At 52.3% G+C, this 20,231-nt stretch carries 25 protein-coding genes; 10 read left to right on the forward strand and 15 right to left on the reverse strand.

Features of this window, described 5'->3' with window-relative positions; all coding sequences use genetic code 11:
• The first annotated feature begins 56 nt into the window (after nucleotides 1–56).
• The 4 genes from TON_RS05875 to TON_RS05890 are packed head-to-tail and all read left to right on the forward strand — an operon-like array spanning nucleotide 57 to nucleotide 3,213.
• Complete coding sequence (locus TON_RS05875) at nucleotides 57–869, forward strand: GNAT family N-acetyltransferase (RefSeq protein WP_012572118.1); 813 nt, start codon at nucleotides 57–59, stop codon at nucleotides 867–869.
• Between the two features lie 51 nt (nucleotides 870–920).
• Nucleotides 921–1,391: a GNAT family N-acetyltransferase gene (locus tag TON_RS05880; RefSeq protein WP_012572119.1), complete on the forward strand. Its 471-nt coding sequence runs from the start codon at nucleotides 921–923 to the stop codon at nucleotides 1,389–1,391.
• Nucleotides 1,392–1,429: 38 nt separating this feature from the next.
• Nucleotides 1,430–2,617 carry an MFS transporter gene (locus TON_RS05885; protein ID WP_012572120.1) on the forward strand — a complete coding sequence of 396 codons (1,188 nt, stop codon included), beginning with the start codon at nucleotides 1,430–1,432 and terminating at the stop codon, nucleotides 2,615–2,617.
• Between the two features lie 11 nt (nucleotides 2,618–2,628).
• Nucleotides 2,629–3,213: an HAD family hydrolase gene (locus TON_RS05890; RefSeq protein ID WP_012572121.1), complete on the forward strand. Its 585-nt coding sequence runs from the start codon at nucleotides 2,629–2,631 to the stop codon at nucleotides 3,211–3,213.
• Here TON_RS05890 and TON_RS10615 read toward each other — a convergent pair.
• The 4 genes from TON_RS10615 to TON_RS05905 are packed head-to-tail and all read right to left on the reverse strand — an operon-like array spanning nucleotide 3,191 to nucleotide 5,350.
• On the reverse strand, nucleotides 3,191–3,562 hold the full coding sequence (locus TON_RS10615) for a hypothetical protein (RefSeq protein ID WP_012572122.1): 372 nt from the start codon (nucleotides 3,560–3,562) through the stop codon (nucleotides 3,191–3,193). The genes TON_RS05890 and TON_RS10615 overlap by 23 nt on opposite strands.
• A complete protein-coding gene (locus TON_RS10620; RefSeq protein ID WP_012572123.1) occupies nucleotides 3,549–3,956 on the reverse strand; it encodes a nucleotidyltransferase domain-containing protein in 408 nt (135 codons plus the stop codon). Before TON_RS10620 ends, TON_RS10615 begins: the two co-directional genes overlap by 14 nt.
• A 44-nt stretch (nucleotides 3,957–4,000) precedes the next feature.
• Nucleotides 4,001–4,564: a nicotinamide-nucleotide adenylyltransferase gene (locus tag TON_RS05900; RefSeq protein ID WP_012572124.1), complete on the reverse strand. Its 564-nt coding sequence runs from the start codon at nucleotides 4,562–4,564 to the stop codon at nucleotides 4,001–4,003.
• Nucleotides 4,565–4,576: 12 nt separating this feature from the next.
• A complete protein-coding gene (locus TON_RS05905) occupies nucleotides 4,577–5,350 on the reverse strand; it encodes an SAM hydrolase/SAM-dependent halogenase family protein (RefSeq protein ID WP_012572125.1) in 774 nt (257 codons plus the stop codon).
• Between the two features lie 49 nt (nucleotides 5,351–5,399).
• Here TON_RS05905 and TON_RS05910 point away from each other — a divergent pair, with 49 nt between their 5' ends.
• The 3 genes from TON_RS05910 to pgsA are packed head-to-tail and all read left to right on the forward strand — an operon-like array spanning nucleotide 5,400 to nucleotide 8,110.
• On the forward strand, nucleotides 5,400–7,007 hold the full coding sequence (locus tag TON_RS05910) for a transglutaminase-like domain-containing protein (protein ID WP_012572126.1): 1,608 nt from the start codon (nucleotides 5,400–5,402) through the stop codon (nucleotides 7,005–7,007).
• Nucleotides 7,004–7,543: a tRNA (cytidine(56)-2'-O)-methyltransferase gene (locus tag TON_RS05915; protein WP_012572127.1), complete on the forward strand. Its 540-nt coding sequence runs from the start codon at nucleotides 7,004–7,006 to the stop codon at nucleotides 7,541–7,543. Before TON_RS05910 ends, TON_RS05915 begins: the two co-directional genes overlap by 4 nt.
• A gap of 3 nt (nucleotides 7,544–7,546) precedes the next feature.
• Nucleotides 7,547–8,110 (forward strand): archaetidylinositol phosphate synthase, encoded by a 564-nt coding sequence (gene pgsA, locus TON_RS05920; RefSeq protein ID WP_012572128.1) that lies wholly within the window; start codon nucleotides 7,547–7,549, stop codon nucleotides 8,108–8,110.
• Nucleotides 8,111–8,193: 83 nt separating this feature from the next.
• Here pgsA and TON_RS05925 read toward each other — a convergent pair whose 3' ends face one another.
• Nucleotides 8,194–8,904, reverse strand: a complete 711-nt coding sequence (locus TON_RS05925) for a TIGR02253 family HAD-type hydrolase (RefSeq protein ID WP_012572129.1) — start codon at nucleotides 8,902–8,904, stop codon at nucleotides 8,194–8,196.
• 159 nt (nucleotides 8,905–9,063) lie between these two features.
• Between TON_RS05925 and TON_RS05930 the strand changes: the two genes are divergently transcribed.
• Complete coding sequence (locus TON_RS05930; RefSeq protein WP_167711489.1) at nucleotides 9,064–9,345, forward strand: hypothetical protein; 282 nt, start codon at nucleotides 9,064–9,066, stop codon at nucleotides 9,343–9,345.
• On the opposite strand, the gene TON_RS05935 is transcribed toward TON_RS05930, so the two are convergent.
• Nucleotides 9,326–9,895 carry an ASCH domain-containing protein gene (locus TON_RS05935; RefSeq protein WP_012572131.1) on the reverse strand — a complete coding sequence of 190 codons (570 nt, stop codon included), beginning with the start codon at nucleotides 9,893–9,895 and terminating at the stop codon, nucleotides 9,326–9,328. The genes TON_RS05930 and TON_RS05935 overlap by 20 nt on opposite strands.
• Nucleotides 9,896–9,898: 3 nt before the next feature.
• Nucleotides 9,899–10,234 (reverse strand): ASCH domain-containing protein, encoded by a 336-nt coding sequence (locus TON_RS05940; RefSeq protein WP_012572132.1) that lies wholly within the window; start codon nucleotides 10,232–10,234, stop codon nucleotides 9,899–9,901.
• 93 nt (nucleotides 10,235–10,327) lie between these two features.
• Here TON_RS05940 and TON_RS10280 point away from each other — a divergent pair, with 93 nt between their 5' ends.
• A complete protein-coding gene (locus TON_RS10280; RefSeq protein ID WP_012572133.1) occupies nucleotides 10,328–10,495 on the forward strand; it encodes a class III signal peptide-containing protein in 168 nt (55 codons plus the stop codon).
• A gap of 9 nt (nucleotides 10,496–10,504) precedes the next feature.
• Entirely contained in the window at nucleotides 10,505–11,635 is a 1,131-nt protein-coding gene (locus TON_RS05945) for an A24 family peptidase C-terminal domain-containing protein (protein WP_012572134.1), read from the forward strand.
• 179 nt (nucleotides 11,636–11,814) lie between these two features.
• Here TON_RS05945 and TON_RS05950 read toward each other — a convergent pair whose 3' ends face one another.
• Genes TON_RS05950 through TON_RS05985 form a run of 8 tightly spaced genes read right to left on the reverse strand, consistent with a single transcriptional unit; the run spans nucleotide 11,815 to nucleotide 20,215 of the window.
• Complete coding sequence (locus tag TON_RS05950; RefSeq protein ID WP_012572135.1) at nucleotides 11,815–12,438, reverse strand: HAD-IB family phosphatase; 624 nt, start codon at nucleotides 12,436–12,438, stop codon at nucleotides 11,815–11,817.
• 38 nt (nucleotides 12,439–12,476) lie between these two features.
• Nucleotides 12,477–13,139: a protein-L-isoaspartate(D-aspartate) O-methyltransferase gene (locus TON_RS05955; protein ID WP_012572136.1), complete on the reverse strand. Its 663-nt coding sequence runs from the start codon at nucleotides 13,137–13,139 to the stop codon at nucleotides 12,477–12,479.
• Between the two features lie 49 nt (nucleotides 13,140–13,188).
• Complete coding sequence (locus TON_RS05960) at nucleotides 13,189–15,093, reverse strand: hypothetical protein (RefSeq protein ID WP_148202371.1); 1,905 nt, start codon at nucleotides 15,091–15,093, stop codon at nucleotides 13,189–13,191.
• A gap of 26 nt (nucleotides 15,094–15,119) precedes the next feature.
• Nucleotides 15,120–16,850 (reverse strand): archaellar assembly protein FlaJ, encoded by a 1,731-nt coding sequence (gene flaJ, locus TON_RS05965; protein WP_012572138.1) that lies wholly within the window; start codon nucleotides 16,848–16,850, stop codon nucleotides 15,120–15,122.
• A 13-nt stretch (nucleotides 16,851–16,863) separates the two neighbouring features.
• A complete protein-coding gene (locus tag TON_RS05970; protein ID WP_012572139.1) occupies nucleotides 16,864–18,504 on the reverse strand; it encodes a type II/IV secretion system ATPase subunit in 1,641 nt (546 codons plus the stop codon).
• 1 nt (nucleotide 18,505) lies between these two features.
• On the reverse strand, nucleotides 18,506–19,204 hold the full coding sequence (locus TON_RS05975; RefSeq protein ID WP_012572140.1) for an ATPase domain-containing protein: 699 nt from the start codon (nucleotides 19,202–19,204) through the stop codon (nucleotides 18,506–18,508).
• A 55-nt stretch (nucleotides 19,205–19,259) separates the two neighbouring features.
• Nucleotides 19,260–19,739 carry a flagellar protein G gene (locus tag TON_RS05980; protein WP_012572141.1) on the reverse strand — a complete coding sequence of 160 codons (480 nt, stop codon included), beginning with the start codon at nucleotides 19,737–19,739 and terminating at the stop codon, nucleotides 19,260–19,262.
• Nucleotides 19,739–20,215 carry a flagellar protein gene (locus TON_RS05985; protein ID WP_012572142.1) on the reverse strand — a complete coding sequence of 159 codons (477 nt, stop codon included), beginning with the start codon at nucleotides 20,213–20,215 and terminating at the stop codon, nucleotides 19,739–19,741. The genes TON_RS05980 and TON_RS05985 overlap by 1 nt, the downstream gene beginning before the upstream one ends.
• Nucleotides 20,216–20,231 lie beyond the last annotated feature (16 nt).

Genomic DNA, 20,231 nt, shown 5'->3' on the forward strand with positions numbered 1-20,231 from the left:
ACGTAATAACGAAAGGTGCTTAAAAGTGTTTTTCCAATCAGGCAACGGGTGGTGGTATGGAACCTCCCATAAGGGAAGCCAGACCTGAGGACAGACCCTTCATCGAGGAGATAGCAAGGCTCACCTGGAACGGCGAAGACTACCTGGCGAGGGTTTTCGACGAATGGCTTAGCGATGGCGGTTTTTACGTGCTTGAGGTCGATGGAAGGGTCATCGGAACCGCTAAGATAACGCTTCTGCCCGGGAAGGTCAGCTGGCTCGAGGGGCTGAGGGTCCATCCGGACTACAGGGGAAGGGGCTACGGGAAAAAGCTCCACAGCTTCATGCTCGAGCTCGGGGAGAGGCTCGCAAGGGAGGGGAAAATAGAGGCCCTCGAGTTCGCAACATACTTCCTAAACCGCGAGAGCATAGCAATGGCCGAAAGGACTGGTTTCCACGTCAAGGCCAGGTTCTTCGTCTTCGGGGCAAAAACCGAGAGCTTCGAGCCGGAGGAGCCGAAGCTGGTAGAGCCAGCCCTTGAGGACCTGACCCTTGGCCTGATTCCCGTCGGCTGGCGCTTCGTGAGAAGGAGCGAAGAGGCCCTAGAGTGGATTAAGCTTAACGCAGAGCTTTACGACTTCAACGGCTTCCGCTTCCTCGTCTCGAAGAAGGGAACTACTTTCACGCCCCTCGACGTCGGTTTAGCCACGCTCAAGGCGATGCTTCCGGCGATGGCGTGGGTTGCAAAGGAGAGAGAAAGAGAGAGCTTTGACGTAATGCTCCCGAGCGGGGTCAAACCGCTCCTGCCCGGCCTTAAAAGGCTTGGTCTCCTACTCTGGGACGAGACGGAGGAGCCAAACGTCCTAGTGTTTAGGAAGAGGCTTAGGTGATGTCGGGGGCACTTTTTTCAAGTATCGTTCACGGCAGAGGGGGTCTGCATCATGGACATTCGTCTCCTCAGTAGAGCGGATGAGAGAACTGACTGCCTCCAGATAGCCAAGGGTCTTCCGGAGTGGTTTAACGAGGCCGGCCTAAAGGCAATGGAAAGGGATTTGCAGAGGGAAACAACTTTCGTTACGGTTGAGAAAGACCAAGTTCTCGGCTTCATAACTGTCAAACCCCTCAATGAGAAGGCCCTCGAAATCCTCTGGATGGCCGTGAAGCGTGAGAAGCGAGAGAAAGGAATAGGCTCGGAACTGCTGGCCTTCATTGAGGGATGGGCCCTTGAGAAGGGCTTCGAAGTTCTCGTAGTGAAAACCTCAGGCGATCTATTTTACAAGCCCTACGATGAAACGAGGAAGTTCTACGAAAAGAGAGGTTTTGTCAGGGTTGCTTTAATAGACCCTTATCATGAGTGGGGCGAGCCGGCTCTGATTTACGTGAAGTGCCTAAAGGGAAAGGAAGAGCGTTAGGCTTATAGGTCCGTTCTAAAAACCCATATGGTGTTCCTATGCACTGGAGCGAGATTCCGCGAGATGCCAAAGCCTACATGCTCTACCACACCATCATAGCGCCCCAGCTCATAGTCTGGATTCTTCTGCCCCTCTATATGATGTACTCCGGCTACTCTGTCCTCGAGGTCGGGGCGTTCTTCACAGCCGTCAACATCATCGCGATTCCGCTCACCTATCTCCTCGGCAGGGCGTTCAACAGATGGGACATCAAGAAGGGACTCATGGTGATTGACGCCCTCGATGGAATAGCTTACATCCTCTACGGCTTTGCCAAAGGTGCTATAGCTCCGGTCATGCTCTTTGCGGGAAGAACAGTCGAGAAGCTCTCGACGGTGCTTTACCCTCTCTACCGTGCCTATGAGCAGATTATCTACCCGGAGGACAGGTACGAAGAAATCTTCGCCTGGCACCTGCGCCTGCCCGAAATCAGCAGGCTGGTAACCTTCCCGATCCTCGGCTACCTCTTCGGCTACGTCTGGAGCTCAGCAGAGCACTACCGCTTGGCGTTCCTCTTCTTCGGCCTGCTCTCGATACCGACCATCGCCTACATCTGGCTCTTCCTTCCGTCGGTTGGCAAAGAGGAGAGGATAACCCCTGAGGGCTTCACCTTCAGGATCGGCGAGTTTAAGCTCCTGCTGGCCTTTGAAGCGCTGCTGACTCTGGCGTGGTCCCTCGCGCCTGAGCTGGTGCTCATCAACTACGTTGTCTTCGTGCTCCACAAGACGGTCTTCGAGGTAACGCTGATAGCCTGTGCGAGCAGTCTGGCCTCGATAATTGGAACCTACGCCAGCGAGAGAGTCCCGAAGGAGAGGGGTTTTCAGGCGATTGGCCTAGGAATGTTCCTCAACGCGGTCTATGCCCTCGTCATGGCGCTCTCGCCGCCATTCTGGCTGGCGCTGGCGGTGTACGCCCTCGGCGATTTCGGGAACACGCTCTGGTTCCCGTTCTACCGCTCGTGGCAGTTCTCGCTGATTCCGAAGGAGCGGGCCAGCGAGTTCCACGCGGCGATATCGAGCTACAACAGGCTGATTGGCCTCATCACGCCATTCATTGCCGGCGCACTGGCGAGCGTACATGCGACGCTTCCTTACGCGGCGAGCTTGGGGCTGTTCCTCTTAGCCGGGGTACTTTTCGTTAGAGGGGAAGCCTTTAGAAAGGCGAAGGTAAGAAGCAGCCTCCAGTGAGGGGATGGAAAATGAAGAAGGTCGCGGTAATAGACATCGAGGGGACTTTAACAGACTTCGAGTTCTGGAGGGAGATGGCCAGAATAACCGGAAAACGGGAGATAGAGGAGCTTCTTGAAAAGGGCCTCTCCGGGGAGGTGGAGTGGCTGGATTCCCTCCTCAAACGGGTGGGGCTCATAAGAGGTATCGACGAGGGGACGTTCCTCAGGACGAGGGAGAAGGTAAACGTGAGTCCTGAGGCGAGAGAGCTCGTTGAAACGCTCAGGGAGAAGGGCTTTAAGGTGGTTCTCATCAGCGGTTCCTTTGAGGAGGTTCTTGAGCCCTTTAAGGAACTCGGAGATGAGTTCATGGCCAATCGGGCAATCTTTGAGGATGGGAAGTTCCAGGGAATAAGGCTAAGATTCCGGGATAAAGGGGAGTTCCTCAAAAGATTCAGGGATGGTTTTATCCTCGCTATGGGAGATGGTTACGCGGACGCCAAGATGTTCGAGAGGGCCGACATGGGGATAGCCGTCGGCAGAGAGATACCCGGGGCAGATCTTCTGGTAAAAGACCTGAAAGAGCTGGTGGATTTTATAAAGAATCTAAAGCCTTAGTTCTCAGCCGCCAGCCGTTGATATTGAATCCTCCCATTCTCTTGAAGATGTGCGTTATGACTCTCTCCAGATTTTCAGCCTTGCTTCTCTCAAGAGCATTCAGGAACAGCCCTACGAACTCCCTATCGGGGAATTCCCCAAACATGTACGCTTTTCTGAACCCTTTGTCCCCGAAAAGGTGGCAAACTTTGCTCGCTGGAGGAATTTCAACACCCAAGAACTTCGAATAAACCTCAAGGGCTCTGCTGAGAGCCAGGTGGTAGAGGTAGCCAGAACTGGGATCGTTTCTGTCTTCAGCGCCCTTCAGACTGTCAAGCATGTCCCAGAGAGAGTACTTAGCTACTTCCATTCCAGGTCTCATCGGGCCGTTCAAAGGGTCTCTTCATGTATTCCAGCGCTTCCGCTTTGAGAACCTCAGCTATTCCAGTCCTGTCAAAGAGCACTTTCCCAATTACTATAATCCTCGCCGTGGCCCGGCTGTTCTGGGCAAACTCATCCTCAAAGTAGTGTCTGATCTGTCTCGCGGGATTTGCGAAGTACTCAATTAGAGTCCCATCTATAACGACGTTTCCCCTCTCCCTCCATTCCACGTCATCGGAGAGCACGATGTAAACGTCTACATCGGAGTATCTGGTCTGTAGCCCCACTGCATAACTTCCAGTTAGCAGAGCGGCCTCAACGAAGTCCTTAATTTTCCAGTCCTCGATGAACTGTTCCAAAGCGAGTTTCCAGTCTGCCTCCATACATATCTCCTCTATTCAAAGTAAAATAAAGAGATCCAAGGCTTCTAAAACTCCGGAATCCTTATCGGCGCCTGAAGTTCCTTCTCCGAGTTTTCAAGATTTGTGGCGAGCATCTTTATCCTTTCAACACCCTTGATTTCCTTTATGAACTCGGCGACGCTCTTCGGCACGAGCTCCTCCCAGGGTTCTCCTTCCACCATACGCTTCCTTATTTCGGTTGCCGAGAGGATGTCCTTCCTGAACATGGGTTGTACTATGACCTCGTATCCCCGCTCACGGAAGAGCTGAGCGACAAGAGAGTTTCCAGTGAAGACGACGTCAAATCTTGGAACCATGCTCTGGACGTAGGTTGACCAGATGGCGTTGAAGTTGATGTCTGGTAGCGGAATCAGGTAGTAGCGCTTCTCCAGACCCGCCTCGTCCAGAGCCCTTATGAGCATCTCCATCCTTTCGCTCGTCGTGAAGGGATTCTTGAGCGTGTGGCTGGCCTGGGCGCTGCCGATGCCTATTATTACCTCGTCCACCTGCGAGAAAACAAACTCAAGGGCCTTTATGTGCCCGTTGTGAACCGGCTGGAAACGGCCGACGAACAGACCGCGCTTCGGCATTTTAATCACCTCTCATTGAACCAACCTCACCCTCACCTCATCCCCAACCTTGAGCCCGAGCCTTTCAGCACCAGAACCCTGGTTGACGGCTATCTCGAGGTAGTCGTGACTTCCGGGTAAAGCCAGAAGCTCACCGGGCTTTACCAGGCCATAGGTTTCGAGGTAGGGAATGGTTAACCCAAAGTCGATGAGCTCAACGGCTTTTGGCCTTCCGTAGTCCTCAAGGTTGAGTATGACGTTCCCGAAGTCGTCTATGTAGATTACCTTGAGCTTCCAGATTTCGCCTTCTTTTTTGGGCTCGACCTCAAGCCTAATTAAGCTTTCCAAGGGAATCTCCCGGCCGAGCTCTTCTGGAGAATGCCCAGCATCCAGCAGGGCTCCAGCTGGCCCGAAGATGTCCCTTCCATGGAAGGTCGAGCTTATCCTCCAGCCAGTAAAGCGCTTTATCTTCTCAAAGTCTATTTCGTAGACTGCTCTAGGTTTTATGTGCTTCATGGGGAGTGTTGCCAATCCATTATCGGGGACAACCAAAAACTGCTCGCCCTCTATAATGATAGCCCTCCTGCTCGTCCCGACACCAGGATCAATCACTCCAACGTGGACGGTGCCTTTAGGCGAATACTTGACAACCTGCTCCATGACAAAGGAGCCTTCTATAATTGAGTGCCTCGTTACTGAGTGGGTTACGTCAACGAGCACTGCCACTGGGTTAACCCTGAGCATTGCCACCTTCATCTCGCCGACGTAGGGCCCCTTCAAACCGAAATCTGTCGTCAACGTTATCACTGCCACCACCCAAACTTTATTAACGTCAGTGCTTAAGAGACTTTGGAAGATGGTTATGAGGAAAGGCCCCGTGGTGATTCTCCTGGTCCTCCTGGTGCTGGTTTCAGGCTGCCTCTTCAAGCCACCGGCCGAGGTCAGATTCTCGGTTGACAAGACCCTGGTAAGGCCTGGTGGAACGCTCCATGTGATGGTCTTCGTAAACAACACCGGAAAAGTCGGCCTAACGGGAGCAACCCTTGTCCTGGGTGATGACAACTTCCAGATACTCCAAGAGCCGAAGTTTCCCGATGTCCTGAGGGTTGGAGACAGCGTTCAGCTCGTCTGGATTCTGAGGGCACCCATGAAGCCGGGCGTTTACAACCTCAAACTCTCCTTAGAGCTGACCGATGAACTCAAACGCTCTTGGACAGGCTTCTATGGACAGTTCAGAATAACAGTCTCGAACGAGGCCGGTCCTCCTGACGAGCTCAAACTCAACGTGGAAGCCCCAACAACTCTGAAAGGAGGAGAAACGGCTAGGATAACCGTCACAATCGAGAACACCCTCGAGGTTCCAGTTGAGCTCCGCGATATAAGCTTCAACCTCCTCGACGGAATGAGGCTCGTCAGTGCCAATGCCCTTCCCGACACAATAGATGGCAATGGGAAGATTAGACTGAGCTATACCGTCAGCGTGCCCTACGCATACAGGGACGGCTACGTCTCGGTAATACTCAAGTATGCAATCAGTGGGGCAGAGGGCAGCGTGGTGAAGAGTGTGCCCCTTAAAGTAGTGTGGACGCCCTGGAACGAGAGCAACGAGACCCTGAAAGAGGCATATGGACTCAAATACCACTGGATAACCGACGAGTACATAGTTGACGGCTACTGGGCAGAGCGCTACAACTCAACGCCGGCTTTCAAGGGAAGCGAGCTGAGGGACATGGCCCTCAATATTATCGGAAACGCTGAGTCAGAGTCCCATGCAGTGAAAGCCATCTACAACTGGATGATGAGGACGTACTCATTCGGAGACACAACCTCAACCCTCGAGCCGTCCAAGATACTCCAGCAGGATAGGATAAGCTACGCTGAGGCACAGATACTTATGACTGCCATGCTGCGCTCCGTTGATGTCCCTGCCAGGGTTATAACTCTCTCCAACGGCACGGACTGCACGCTGAGACCGATTACAGAGTTCTACACCGCCGACGGCTGGTACGTAGTTGATATCAGGCACGGCTTCGTGGGTTCTCTCGATGAGTACCTGGCGAGTCCCTACTTCCCCAAGCTCTATCAGCTTGTGACGCGTGACGGTTATCGTATAGTCGCTCAAGCCCCAGAGACGCTCGAGGGCCATGAGCATGTGGACGTTACCGGGGACTTCTTGGCCAATCTGGAGGACAGGCTTCTCAGGATTGTCACAGAGAGACTCAAACCAGAGCTCCGTTCCAAGCTAATGCTTGTGATGAGCAACCTCGACGAGAACGAGAGGCTCTACGCCCTCTTCCTCTTTGCCTCGGCTCCAAATGAGGAGGACCTCAACAGAATCATCGCGGAGTACCGCACGAGCAAGATAGAGCAAGACGTAAAAACCATGTACGAGTTCTACAAGAACATGGCCTGGGGAGACGACTTCACAAAGTACTGGAGAATATTCGCGGGGGAGGTCGGATGATAGTAGTACTTCGCCTTGGACACAGACCGGAGAGGGATAAAAGGATAACCACACATGTGGCCTTAACAGCTAGAGCCTTCGGGGCAGATAAAATAATAATCGCGGCTGAGCTCGACGAGCACGTTAAGGATAGTGTAGAGGACGTCGTTGAGAGGTGGGGCGGACCCTTTGAGATAGAATTCAACCCGAGCTGGAAAAAAGTGATGCGCGAGTGGAAAGAGATGGGCGGAATAATGGTCCATCTGACCATGTACGGTATTCACATCGATGATGCCGTTCCGAAGATTAAGGAAGAACTGAAATCGGGAAGAGACATTATGGTGATCGTCGGCGCCGAGAAGGTGCCAAAAGAAGTTTACGAAATGGCCGACTACAACGTGGCCGTAGGAAACCAGCCCCACAGCGAGGTGGCTGCTTTAGCAGTCTTCCTCGACAGACTTCTCAATGGTGCTGGCCTGAGGAAGGAGTTCCAGAACGCAAGGCTCAAGATAATACCTCAGGAGAAGGGCAAGAAAGTGGTAGAGCTGGGGGAGTAAGGCATGGTGCTCAACAGGTACAGGGCCAACGTCAAAGGCTTCCTTGAGGCCATCGTAAGGCCACTCGCAAAAGCTGGGGTTACACCAAATCAGATAACCTTCGTCGGGCTTTTGATAAGTTTAATCGGCGCCTACTTCTTCTACCGCGGCGAGCAGTTTATAGCCGCCCTCGTCCTTCTCTTTGGTTCTCTCATTGATGCACTCGACGGAACTCTCGCCAGAATGACGGGCAAGACGAGCAAGTTTGGAGCATTCCTAGATTCAACCTTTGACAGGATAAGCGATGGGGCCGTGCTCTTCGGAATAGCCCTCGGAAACCTTGTTGACTGGAGGATAGCTTTCATCGCCTTCATGGGGAGCTATCTCGTCAGCTACGAGCGCTGCAGGGCCGAGCTTGCCGGCTCCGGAACTTTGGCGGTGGGAATAGCGGAGAGGGCAGAAAGACTCCTCATACTTATAATCACCGCCCTGTTCGGATACGTGGAGTACGGCGTCTACATCGTCGCCGTTCTGGCATGGATAACAGTTCTCCAGAGGATGTGGGAGGCCTACAAAAGATTGAAGTGAAAAGAAGGGGGAATGACGAGAATTTCGCTAGCTGAAACGCGCTTTGCACTGGATGATGAGCCCTGCCGTTGCCGACCCCTTTCTCATTTCTCGAGCATGCCCCTGGCTATCTCGACGACCTCTCCAAGCTTTGAGACGACAAAATCGCAGTTCTCCCAGAGCTCACGCTTTGTCCCACTCGGGTCGAGCAGGACGCTAATCATGCCGACGCTTTTCGCTCCGACGCAGTCCTTTGCCGGATTATCGCCGACGTAAATGGCCTCCTCGGCTTTAACTCCCGCCTTCTCCAGGGCAAGCTGGAAGGGCCTAGGATGAGGCTTGTAGTAGCCAGCGTCCTCGCTGGTCGTTATGCTGTCGAAGAGCTCGTAGATGCCGAGAGCCTTAAGGTGAGCCTCGATGTAGTCGTTGTCAGAGTCGGTTATAATGCCAACATGGAGGCCAAGGTCTTTCAGGACCTTAATCGTTTCAACGGCATCGTCGAAGAGTTTTCCGTATTTTTCGTGCATGGCGATGCTTATCTCCCAGAAATCCTCGGGAACGGAGAAGCCGTAGCGCTCGGCAACCTTCCGCATGGCCTCGGTGTCGACGTCCCTTATCTTAACGTAGGGCTTTCCGGCGAGCTCCTTGAAGAGAGCCGAGCTTTCAGCCTCGTACTCCCCCCAGACTTTAACGACGTCCAAATCTTCCCTGCCGGCCCTTCTGAGAACATCCCCAACGATGCGTTGGTGGGTTACGTTTTCCCCCTCCTTTGTTATAAGCGTGCCGACGAAATCGAAGAAGACCGCTCTGAGCATCTTTACCACCGCAGGAATTTAGAAAGGGACGTTAAAACCGTTCCCTTGGCACAACGACAACTTTTAATCGAAAAGTTTTCACGAACTTGCCTCGATGACAGAAAAACTTTGGAAAGGCTTTTATCAATGGGTAGAGCACAAAGGGGAAAGGGAAGGGGGGTGAGCAAAATCGAAGCAATACTCCTCGTCTGGGGTGTCCGGGACGAGGTTTTAGAGAAGCTCCCCGTCGAAGGTTACTGGCTCTACGGGGAGTACGACTTCATAGCGAAAGTAGAGTTCATGAGCGAGAAGGAAGCCGAGGAGTTTGAGAGGAAGCTTAGAAGGCTTATTCACGGAGGAACCTTCAAGCTCATTCCGGTAAAGCTCTCCGCCGTCAAGAACAGTGAAGGAGAAGGAGTTAAAGTGAGCATGTTCGAGAGCGTCAGAGCTTCGGCCCCATGAGGCCCCTTTTTTTCAGCTCTTCGTAGGCCCTCCTCAACGCGTCTCTTATCAGATAGCGCTTGTTCAAACCTCCAAGTCTGTAGGCAGCTTTCCTTAGACTGCCCGCCTGAAGGAAGAGCTCAATGAGCTTTCTGTCCCCCTCAGGAAGGTCAAGATGCTTCAGGGCCATCTCGGCTATCTCAATCGGCAGGTTCCCCTCGTAGGCGTAGTCAGATGAGGTAACCGGCTTATCAAAGCGCTCAACGATGCGGAATACTATCACGTGGGCCTTTGAATCATCGTTCACGTACCTGTAGTGCTCCTTCAAAGCTTTAATCAGCTCCTCCCTGCTTGAAAATCCGTCGAGAAAAGCGTCCTCATCTGTGAGCTCCCCAACTGTCTTGCTTTCGACCCTCTCGATTACGGCCTTTGCTATAGCGTAGCCACCTGAGTGGATGAGCACTTCGTCGCCGGACTGGAGGTTTGGTCTTCTGCCCAACCTCACTGTGGCTCTTTTCTTGCCCTTGAGGATTAAATCGGCGTATTTACCGTCGAACTCGAGGTGCTTCATGACTCACCCCTCGCCGATCAGCTTGAACCTTATGGCTATTACCCCATACCTGTTCTCCTTCCACTTGGGGTACATGTTGTGGAACCTCTTAAGGGCCCTTTCAAAGCTCGGCTCATCAGGGAATATCTTCTTAATCTGCTCCTCGCGGAGAACCTGTCTGAACGTCTCGTAGCGCTTCACTCCCGTAACAACGGCAGGAACTTCGTTGTTGAAGAGTATCTTGTCACCCGGTTTTATGTTCCTCAGCTGGGGATATGCCACCCTAACCTCTATTCTCTTCTCTCCGGACTTGATGTAGTCGAGGTATTCGTCTCTCACGCGAAGTCTGTAAACCTTCATTTTCACCACGCTTCCATTTTTCGCTCCGCTTAAAAGCTTAGCCGATGGAAACTTTTAAATCCTTTAGCGCCGCAGATAGTTTAGGTGTGAGAGATGATAAGAAAAGCCCAGAGCGCGATTGAGTACCTTTTCATGCTGGCCGCTGTGCTCGTGCTCGTAGTCATGGCGGCTAGAGTCGTGCTCAACGGAACGAAGAACCTCAACGAGGCAATATCTAATTACACCACTCAGGTCAGAAAGCAGATTCTCGAAGACCTTTGAGGTGGGATTATGGACTACGTTCCACTCATTCTGGGGCTGGTTATGGGAGTAGCTACCTCGTACACTGACATGAAGACCGGCTTTATCGACGACCTCCATGTATTTCCGATAGCTGGTCTGGGCATAGTTTACTACCTCTACAGGGGTTTCTTCGTTGAGCACAACACCATGCTTGCGCTCTCAGGGCTTATCGGTTTCTTCATCGGGCTTGTCCTGGGCCTTGTTCTATACTTCCTCGGCGCTTGGGCGAGCGGAGACGTTGTAATACTGGCGGGTTTCTCCGCCCTGCTGCCATATCCCCCATCAACGGCCTCCCTAATCCCGCCATATGCCTTGAACTATCCGCTCTACCCCATCTCCATACTCCTCAACAGCATCATCGCGATATTCCCCTTCATATTCCTCTACTCTCTGGGAGTGCTGATTGTCAGGAAAAAGTTCGCCGAGCTGAAGGAGATACTCACCAGTGGAGCAAGGCTCACAGTTGAAGTGGCACTCTGGATAACCGCGGCGCTGGGATTGCAGATAGTCCTCTACGAGACTATTGGAATAGCGCTTGGCGGCATCCTCTGGTGGCTGACAACCGTTGTCATCATAATTCTCCTCGGAAAGGCAGGGAAAATCGGAGACGTACTCGGGTTCATCGTCCTCGGCTACCTCATCTACCTCGACCCAGAAAGGGTTCTCTGGATCTTCGTCAGACTGCTCACCACGATATACCTCTTTAAGGTGTTCCTCTCGACCGTAAAGTTCATGCGCACCGAGGTTCTTATGGAGGAGATTCCAGTTGAGGAGCTGGAAGAGTGGGATATCTTAGGCGAGACTATATTCGAGAAGGACGGAATGATTGGAAGGGACAGAACGGATCCATTCACGCGCATGAAGACTGCCATCTTGACAGCCAACCTCGAACTGCTCAAACCTAACTACGGCAGGGTCATAGCATCTCCCACTGCAGAGGGGCTGAAGAAGGAGCAGATTGAGGAGCTCAAGCGCCTTGTTGAGGAAGGGAAACTCGAAAACAGCTTTTTAAGGAAAAAGGCCATGCCATTTGCCCCCGCACTCTTCATTGGCTTCCTGATAGCATACTTCTGGGGCGACATCTTCTGGTGGATACAGCTCAAAATAGCCGGGCTTTAGTAATGCTTTTTAACTCCTCGCCGAACTCTCTATCGGCCCGGCTGCCCGCCCTCTCCGCTGAGGAGTGAAGCGGGGGTTCCGGTCGGGCCGACAGGGGGATGACGAGCTTTTGCTTTGCTGAAGCCGCGCTGCGTCGTGATGACCACGCCCTTCACCGACCCCGAGAAAAGCATAGAAAATCAGCCAAGGAGTTCCTTGATGATCTCCATGACCTCATGCAGACTCTCGACGTTGTGGTCTCCCTCGACTCCCTCGTGCGGGTTTATGGCGATGCTGACATCCGCAACGCTGAACATGCTGAGGTCATTGTAGCCGTCGCCGACTGCTACCGTCAGCTCAGGATCGAGCTCCTTCTTGAGGTTCTCCAGAATTTTTCCCTTGCTCTGGAAATCCACAGCAGGATTTACCTCCCCAGTAATAACCCCGTTCTCGTCAAAAATCAGCTCGTTGGCAAAGACGTAGTCAACGCCAAGCTCGCTGGCTATCCTCCTTGCAAGGCACATCAGCCCGCTGCTTAGTATTGCTATTTTGAAATTATTCTTCCTCAGAAATTCAATGAGCTCCCATGCACCATCCATGTACTCCACGGAGTTAGCCCACTCCATTATCTCCTCTTTTGTATGGCCCTTCCAAAGCAAAGCGTCGAGCTCTGCCCATGTTGCGTAATCAAACTCCCCAGCGAAGAAGCGCTCAGCATACTCCTTACCCTTATCCCAGGTTCCAAACTTCTTGTGAAGCTCTACCCAGCTTGAGACGGATTTGACCAGCGTTCCCTCAAGGTCAAAGGCAATCAGTCTCACCATGATACCACCAGAGGAAAAACTCATCACGACTTAAAAGCCTACTCCTTCCAGCCGTGCTCCCCGATGAGGGGCACAAAGGCAACTCCACCGTGCCGCTTGACCTTCACGCTTCCGTCCTTAAGCTTTATTACCTCGTACAACTCCTGCCAAAGGTGGTAGCTCCCGACGGGGATTATGAGCTTCCCTCCAGGCTTGAGCTGTTCAACGAGAGGTTCTGGGACATTTGGTGCTCCAGCAGCGACCAGTATCCTGTCGTAGGGCGCTTTAGGTGGGAAACCTTTGGTGCCATCGCCGATGATGACGTGAACCCTATCGGCATAGCCAGCTTTTTCAAGGTTTTTCCTCGCGAACTCGACAAGCTCCGGAATCCTCTCGACGGTATAGACATCGGTCTTAACAAGCTCCGCTGCTAAAGCCGCGTTCCAGCCGCTTCCGGTACCTATATCAAGAACGTTCATACCTTCCTCAAGTTCGGCAAGCTCGAGCATTATCGCGACCATGTGGGGGGCGCTTATCGTCTGACCGCCGGGAATGGGAAGCGGTTCGTCAACGTGCGCCCACTTTTTATGCTCAGGAAGAACGAAGAGATACCTCGGGACCTTCAGAAAAGCCTGCCTGACCTTTTCGCTCCGGATTATGCCTTCCCTCTTAAGTTTCTCCACCGTATGATACCAAAGAACATCAGCATCCTCCATCAACATCACCGGAGAGAAAATATGAGAAAGGGCGTATCAACCTTGCCCTTCCTCTTCAGACTTTCTTGGCTTGGTACCAAGCAAGGGCTATGATGACAAGGGCACCCAGGACAAAGCCCAAGACACCCCACATAGCCTTTGCAGACGTCGGGGTGTAAGGAACGGTCTGAACGTTGGTAACAGTAGTCTCAAAAGTCTGGGTTTCCGTCGTGGTGTACGTCTCTGTTACAGTCACAGTGCCATTGGAAGGAACTGCAGTGGTTTCGATTACAGTAGCTGTGGTCTCGTTTCCCTGGGAAACAGTTACATCGAGATTAAGAACTGTTGAGTCCATGATCCCAAATGGGGTCTCAATCCGAAAGATGAATTCCTTTGTCCCCTCGGTGTACGGGATTGCCTTCAAGCTGAGGGTAACGTTCTCGCCCGAAAGGAGGGAGAGGGGGGCGATCATAATGTCTCCCCTAGAAGAGAACGCATCATCTAGCCCAACGGCAACACCCTGAGGCAGAGCTACTGTGAGGTTTGCAGGAACCGAAACGTCCCCCGTGTTGGTAACTGTAACCATAATTAGGGCAGGGTGGTATATAGGAACCTGGTTGGGGGCCTCAACGCTCAGCTCATACGAAATGTTGGACGGTTCGATACTAACCTGGAGATCGTTTGAGCGGAAATTCAGAACTGTGTATCCCCCACAAGCCAATTCGGAAGGGGCAACTGCTTCAGCCTCAACGTGTCCCAGGGTGAGGCTGCCGGAGCGATGGGGGAGAAGTTTGACCTCAAAGGTCTTTTTCTCACTGGGTCTGATCCTCTGAAGGAACAATTCTTCCCCCGATAGTATCTCGACGTCACCCTCTGGGACAAATTTCAGGGAAACGTTTGAGAGATCCACGGTACCAGTGTTCTGAACTGTCACCATTGCAGTCATGGGGACGTACTGCTTGCCGCCATCAGAGGAGACGCTTATCAACAGGTTCGCAACCTTGTCCACGCTAGGTATCTTGGTCTCATCCACCATGGCAAAGAAAGTCGCGGTTCCGTTGCTGGCTATACTCTCAAGGCCCACGGCGGCGCCACCATAATAGAGGAGAGCTGAGATCGGATCTGCCGAAAGCTTGGCACTTCTTAGTACTTCACCACATGAGTTGCGGAGTGACACAGTGGCGCCACCGAAGTAATAGTCGTAGCTGATTATGTAGGGCCCGACTTTCTGGGTCTGACCTGGGGAAAGCATGAATGTCAAATCAGGAACCGTTTCAACGTCAATAGAGGCACCGATGAAGTTAACCACGACCTTCACATAATCAACACCCACGAGTTCCTCAACTTTAACGTGGAAGACCCCTACATTAGCCTCTTTTCCAACCTCAATGGGATATGTATTGTTTTTATAGGTGAAAAAAACAGTCTCAATGAATCCACCGGTTGTGTTCTCAACGGTGGCGTTTGAGAACGTTAGGATATGGCCATAAGCACTGACGTCCTGACCCCGCTTCAGGTATCCCTCAAAAATCTTGGGGTACGCAGACACCTTAACGCGGATATCTCCAAAGGTGAAGTCAGAGGATGTGAACTCCTTCGACTCGTTGCCTTTACTCACCCTCAGCTTTGCTCCCGAGCTGTCTACGGACAGTACTGAGATCGTGTAGTCTACAAAGGTGACGTTCTGGCCCGGGAAAACATGGGAGAAGTTAACTTTGATGAGCACAAGCGACTCACTGTTTGCAAGGACACGGAAATACGTGAGACTAGTCTGGCCAAAGGTGAGACTCTCCCCAAGTTTAACAATGAAAGTATTTGACGTGCTACCATTCAGCAGAACCACCATCAGCGAACCGTCATCAAAGGAGACGTCCCTCAGCTCTATGATGGTGTCCTCGAGAGTTATAACACCGGGAACACTCATCCAGCCTGTGAAGGAGGAAGCACCTACTCTCCCTATCAGTGGAAAAAGGAGGATCATCACCGCAGCAATAGCCATAAACTTCCTCACGGTATCACCCCCAAGAGGTGAAAGGCGATCTGGGCAGTTTCCCCACCAGAGCTTATCCCCATCATCCTCGCCATAAGGGTCTGGCCGAGGTACATTCCCACGGCAAATATCCATGAAAGTATTACAAAGTACCTCACAGTACCGAGGATGTGACCCCCGTCGGCCAGCTTAATGACCAAGCCCGAGAGGAGAGAGTGGAGCACCATCATAACGAGCATCAAGTACACGAGGAACCTCATTCCTGAAGGTGAGATGACATGGATTATATCGCCTATGTACTCCGTTGGTACCTCCATCTGAGAAAACATCTGGCTTATCGAGACCGCCACCTGAAAGGAGGCCGCCAGTGCGAAGGCAAAGGCGCCTGTGAGACCGTAGATTATACCTACAAAGCTCGCTATGCTCTGCTGCCTCTTTCTCCTTAGACGAACGAGCCTCTCAAAGTTCCTGCTTATGATCAGACCAACGTAGTCGGGCTCGGCACCCATCCGGAGGCTCTCACGGAATATCTCGGAGAAAATTCCGATGAGCCAGCTTCCGGTCCCCGCTATGAAGAAGTCCCATGCTCTGTCCCTGTCCACGCGGACGGCAAGGCGTCTGTAGAGAGCCCGGATATCCTGTGTAAGGGAACCAAAGTCGTGGGCGCTGAGGTACTTAAGGACGAGGACAAGGGAAGCACCGCTTGCAGCGAGGGATGAACCCATGCTCCTAATAAAGGCTGGGAAGTTCTCATCTTTCCTGAATATTGACCCTTCTTCCCTATTGACGACGTGGCCCAGGTAGAAAAACGGAGTTAACACTCCAGCGAGGATGAAGGGTTCAGGAATCGAGTAGCGCGGCCTTAGAACCGCCAAGTAAAGAAGAGCCACAATGATACTGCCGAAAACAGAATAAATCGCCGCCATTTTTATCCTCTTCCGGCGCGGGTCTTCTATTCCTCTGCGGTCTGCCCATATTGGGTCTTCAGGCATTCTGAACTTAACGACGAGGAGTATACCGACCTCAGCCGCAAGGATCATCGTGACCGCGTAGAGTCCCATGGTAGCAATATCCATGCCGGTGATTATCGGGCCGATGATGACAAAAGAGGCTATAAACACAACCGAGATGATTATGGATTCATATATCTCCTTAAAGATGTCAAGGTCGTAAAGCGCGCCCTCATAAAAGGTTTGATAGTCGTCCATAACCGTCTGCTGCTCCTGAAAGAGGTAATCTTTCAAGTCAACACCACTGTCAAGGGAATAGGCTAGCCTGTCAAGGAAGTCAGCGAACATCGTGCTCGGAGTTCTCCTCGCAAGGAAACGGAAGGCTTCAGGCATAGAGAGGTGGAGCCTGTTGACTATTGTGTGAACCTTTTTCAGCTCGTCCGCTATGGCGCCGAGCTTGGGGTCGTGGGAGAGTACCGCGATGAGGTCGGCACGGCCCATCTCGCTCGTAGATAGAACCGCGAAGTAGGTGATGAAGTACGGCATTTTTGAGTTTATTGATATCCTCTTTGAATCGGCCACGATGTAAGGATAAGCAGCAGCGTAAACGAGGAGGACAACTGGTATTAGGAACATGAGAACCTTAAGGGCAGTGGGCATGTAGAGGAAGGTCGTTATAACTCCAACGGCGAGAAAAATGGCTGCCGAGATGGCCATGTAGGGTAGGAGCACTTTCCTTAGGTATGTCCCCATGTCAAGGTCTGCCTTAGTGAAGATGCTGATCTTCCCGTCACTCATAACCCTCACCTCGTCAGATTCTAAAGCTCAGTCCCTCAATACCGCGCTGGTAGAATGCCTTGATCTCCCTGTAGACGTCCCAGTAGTTTGTTATACCCAGTTCGACCATCCTCTGAAGGATCTTCGCACGTAGGAATAGCTCATTGTAAATCTCCTTTGGGTCCTCGTAGCCCGCTATTTCGGCTATCTTCCTCTCTAAGATGTAAGAGTTGTTGAAACCACGGAAGATGTGCCTGTCTGATACTGGATCCCACTCGAAGACGTTCCTTGTGGCCACACCGCCGAGCTCCTCGTAGTAGCCCTCGATCTCGACGACGTTGATGGTCCTCCTAAGGAACTTACCCTTGACATAGACCGCCTGCTGGAAGACTGCTATGTTAAGGTTGTCAATGAATGTTATCGGGACGTTGATCGGATGCCCAGTGAAACGCTGTATCATCTTCTTAATGTCACCCGCGTGGAAGGTGCTCATGACAGGATGGCCTGTCTGCATGGCCTGGAACGCGATGGCACCCTCAGCGCCACGGATCTCACCGACGATTATGTAGTTCGGCCTTGAACGGAGTGCCGCCTTTAGGAGGTCAAAGAGCGTAACCCTGCTTTCCTCAGGACCGCGCTCACGGGTTATAAGGCGCTGCCACACCGGATGCGGAACCTGAACCTCTGGCGTATCCTCGGCAGTGTATATCTTTGAGCCAGGTTTGATGAAGGGAATAATCGAGTTCAAAAGCGTAGTCTTACCGGAAGCTGTTTCACCACAGACAAAGACACTCATACCGTATTCGAGGGCTATCCAAAGGTAGGCGGCAACCTCGGCGCTCAGCGTTCCCCAGGCTATCAGTTGAACAATGCTTATCGGAGTTGCCGAGAACTTACGGATGGTTGCGCTTGGGCCCTTGATGGATATGTCCGGTGAGTAGATTATGTTGATACGGGAACCGTCTGGGAGAGCACCGTCAACGATGGGCGTTCTATCACTTACAGGCCTTCCGATGCGCTCAGATATGTTCTTGAAGTAGTCGGCTAGCTTGACGTCGTCGCCGAAGGTTATGTTGGTCTGCATCATCTCGAATATTTTATGAACAAGAGAGACATTGTTGGCACCGATGATATGGATGTCCTCAATATAGGGGTCCCTGGCTATCGGCTCGAGGGGGCCAATTCCGATGATATCGCGCTTGATGAGGTAGCGGAACTTCTCCATCTCGTCCTTGGTGATCGTGAAGCGCTGTCCTCTGCTGAAGAGGCCGCCCTTGCTCGACTTGATGAGGGCCAACACCGCCTCGTCGAAGAGGGCATCAAGAAAGCGCTCGAACTCCTCCTGCTCTTCCGGTATCTCCCTCGATGGGGCCAGCTCCAGTATCTTGTCGCGGATCATGCTGTACTTTTGCTCCTCTTCCCTGCTTTCGATACGGGGCTCTATGACGATGTACTTCTTTTCGGCGGTGGCAGGGTCGCCGTAGATGTGGATGAATATCGGATCACCGACGGGGTAGAGTATGTTGGGGTAGAGGATTTCCTTCATGTCCCTGCTGAGCTGGGCGTGAAACTCAGGCAACTTACCGTACTTACGCCTGAACTGGTCAACATACTTTCTGAGATGCGGGTTCCTCGCCATCGCTTCCTCAAAGGTGTCGCTGAACGCCTGCGCCATATTACACCACCGCCGCAATTTCTACTATCAGTCCAACCTTCGGCTCCACGCGGAACGGGATAATCTTCTGGAATATGCCCTTGGCGTTGTTGTACTTGACTATAGTTGCCGAGTTTTTGAGATCACCACCGAAGACCTTAACGCTGAGCCTTATCAGCATGGTGGAGGCTTCCTCAAGGACGAAGAGGGAATCCCTGTCGACTTCCTCGGTATTGGCGGTGAGTATTATCACCTTGCCGAGGGAGGCCATCTTCTTGACGTAGAGGAGGAAGTCGCGGACAGCGCTTGGGTCCTGCTCGCGGGAGAAGAGGGAGGAGAATGAATCAATGATCATGATGTCCGGCTCCCAGAGGCGGGGCTCCCCGAAGAGTCTGCTAAAGAACTTTCTCTTCTCACTCACACCAGTGAGTAGTGGGTAAAGAGAGACGAACATGAGCTTCTTCCTGATTAGAAAGGGGATTATACCATAACCGAGGGACTCCATCTGCTTTATGTACTCAACGGTAGTGTACTGACTTGAGATGTAACTGGCGGTGTAGCCGTTCATGAGAAAGCCATAGAGAAGGCGCTGAACAAATATGGACTTACCGCTACCCCTGTCACCCTCGACGAGCATGATGGTGCCCGCGGGAATGCCCCCGCCGAGACGCCTGTGGAGCTCATCGCCCTTAAGCTCAATCTTGAGGAGTTCCTCGACCAAGATGACCACCACCGTCTCGCGTTATTTTACCCGAGGATGATAAAGGCCGCCGACGTCATGGGGCCTTGAAGACCAGGCTGCGCCTCTTGCCGTTTTCAAGAACCACCATGATGGTGTAGTACTGTCCAGATGTAAGGGGACTACCTTTGGTGACTTTTATCACGCCGACCTCGTAGGGGCCGAGAGTAGTTATTGTGTTCCCAGAGACATCGGTGAAAGTGAGGTTCGCAGGGGGCACCATATCCCCGTCAATAAACACCTGAACTGCATCGGCAGTGAATGGAAAGGGTTCCTTCCCTATGTTCTTGATGTAAAACGTATACGTGTAGGGCCCAGTTCCACTTACTGGTATGTTGTTCGGGTCATTTATGATGGAGAAGTCGGTCCTGAGCTGATCTGCCAGCATTGCCCCTCTGTCGTTCATGCCGTGGGCTATGTCGTTGGTGATATAAGCTAATCCGCCGGCGACGCTGCCGGCAACGATCACAGCCACAATGAACATAATCAGCTCGCTCGCTGGCCCTCCTGCGGCCATCAGCTCACCCCCATTGGACACTGGGTCGAGTAGCCGTTCACAATATAGGCCAATTTGGCTGAGTCATAATAATACTCAACCAGCAGCATACATCCGTTGTCAAATCCAAACGTGGCATAGTTAATGGCACCGCTGGTATCAGCCCCCCCAGTGACCGTAATGGTGTAATAATTGTTTGGTATCAGATAGCCAAGATTAACGGACGACACGTAGGTTCCATTATGAAGTACAACAACGGTTCCACTAATGGTCTGACCCAAATACTTGAAAGACACGCTCACATCAGAGGAACCGGACGCAGTAATGCTTACATCACCAACATCGAAATGAACCTGAGAAAGCCTGAGCTCGTACCAGTCCTCGCGGGCGGCCTGGACGTTGGAGTAGCTGTTTTCCCACGCGGTGTAAAGGGTGCTGGCGGCTATTAAAAAAGAAATAAAGATTATGGCCGTACTCGCTGATACGCTGAATCCCATAGGCCGCCCCCCTCTC

It is taken from the genome of Thermococcus onnurineus NA1, from assembly GCF_000018365.1.
Taxonomy (GTDB): Archaea; Methanobacteriota_B; Thermococci; order Thermococcales; family Thermococcaceae; genus Thermococcus; species Thermococcus onnurineus.

What these genes read in the sequence shown, in the direction of transcription:
- TON_RS05875 (WP_012572118.1), top strand. Translation starts at nt 57, where the DNA reads ATGGAACCTCCCATAAGGGAAGCCAGACCTGAGGACAGACCCTTCATC.
- TON_RS05880 (WP_012572119.1), top strand. Translation starts at nt 921, where the DNA reads ATGGACATTCGTCTCCTCAGTAGAGCGGATGAGAGAACTGACTGCCTC.
- TON_RS05885 (WP_012572120.1), top strand. Translation starts at nt 1,430, where the DNA reads ATGCACTGGAGCGAGATTCCGCGAGATGCCAAAGCCTACATGCTCTAC.
- TON_RS05890 (WP_012572121.1), top strand. Translation starts at nt 2,629, where the DNA reads ATGAAGAAGGTCGCGGTAATAGACATCGAGGGGACTTTAACAGACTTC.
- TON_RS10615 (WP_012572122.1), bottom strand. Translation starts at nt 3,562, where the DNA reads ATGGAAGTAGCTAAGTACTCTCTCTGGGACATGCTTGACAGTCTGAAG.
- TON_RS10620 (WP_012572123.1), bottom strand. Translation starts at nt 3,956, where the DNA reads ATGGAGGCAGACTGGAAACTCGCTTTGGAACAGTTCATCGAGGACTGG.
- TON_RS05900 (WP_012572124.1), bottom strand. Translation starts at nt 4,564, where the DNA reads ATGCCGAAGCGCGGTCTGTTCGTCGGCCGTTTCCAGCCGGTTCACAAC.
- TON_RS05910 (WP_012572126.1), top strand. Translation starts at nt 5,400, where the DNA reads ATGGTTATGAGGAAAGGCCCCGTGGTGATTCTCCTGGTCCTCCTGGTG.
- TON_RS05915 (WP_012572127.1), top strand. Translation starts at nt 7,004, where the DNA reads ATGATAGTAGTACTTCGCCTTGGACACAGACCGGAGAGGGATAAAAGG.
- pgsA (WP_012572128.1), top strand. Translation starts at nt 7,547, where the DNA reads ATGGTGCTCAACAGGTACAGGGCCAACGTCAAAGGCTTCCTTGAGGCC.
- TON_RS05925 (WP_012572129.1), bottom strand. Translation starts at nt 8,904, where the DNA reads ATGCTCAGAGCGGTCTTCTTCGATTTCGTCGGCACGCTTATAACAAAG.
- TON_RS05935 (WP_012572131.1), bottom strand. Translation starts at nt 9,895, where the DNA reads ATGAAGCACCTCGAGTTCGACGGTAAATACGCCGATTTAATCCTCAAG.
- TON_RS05940 (WP_012572132.1), bottom strand. Translation starts at nt 10,234, where the DNA reads ATGAAGGTTTACAGACTTCGCGTGAGAGACGAATACCTCGACTACATC.
- TON_RS10280 (WP_012572133.1), top strand. Translation starts at nt 10,328, where the DNA reads ATGATAAGAAAAGCCCAGAGCGCGATTGAGTACCTTTTCATGCTGGCC.
- TON_RS05945 (WP_012572134.1), top strand. Translation starts at nt 10,505, where the DNA reads ATGGACTACGTTCCACTCATTCTGGGGCTGGTTATGGGAGTAGCTACC.
- TON_RS05950 (WP_012572135.1), bottom strand. Translation starts at nt 12,438, where the DNA reads ATGGTGAGACTGATTGCCTTTGACCTTGAGGGAACGCTGGTCAAATCC.
- TON_RS05955 (WP_012572136.1), bottom strand. Translation starts at nt 13,139, where the DNA reads ATGTTGATGGAGGATGCTGATGTTCTTTGGTATCATACGGTGGAGAAA.
- TON_RS05960 (WP_148202371.1), bottom strand. Translation starts at nt 15,093, where the DNA reads ATGATCCTCCTTTTTCCACTGATAGGGAGAGTAGGTGCTTCCTCCTTC.
- flaJ (WP_012572138.1), bottom strand. Translation starts at nt 16,850, where the DNA reads ATGAGTGACGGGAAGATCAGCATCTTCACTAAGGCAGACCTTGACATG.
- TON_RS05970 (WP_012572139.1), bottom strand. Translation starts at nt 18,504, where the DNA reads ATGGCGCAGGCGTTCAGCGACACCTTTGAGGAAGCGATGGCGAGGAAC.
- TON_RS05980 (WP_012572141.1), bottom strand. Translation starts at nt 19,739, where the DNA reads ATGGCCGCAGGAGGGCCAGCGAGCGAGCTGATTATGTTCATTGTGGCT.
- TON_RS05985 (WP_012572142.1), bottom strand. Translation starts at nt 20,215, where the DNA reads ATGGGATTCAGCGTATCAGCGAGTACGGCCATAATCTTTATTTCTTTT.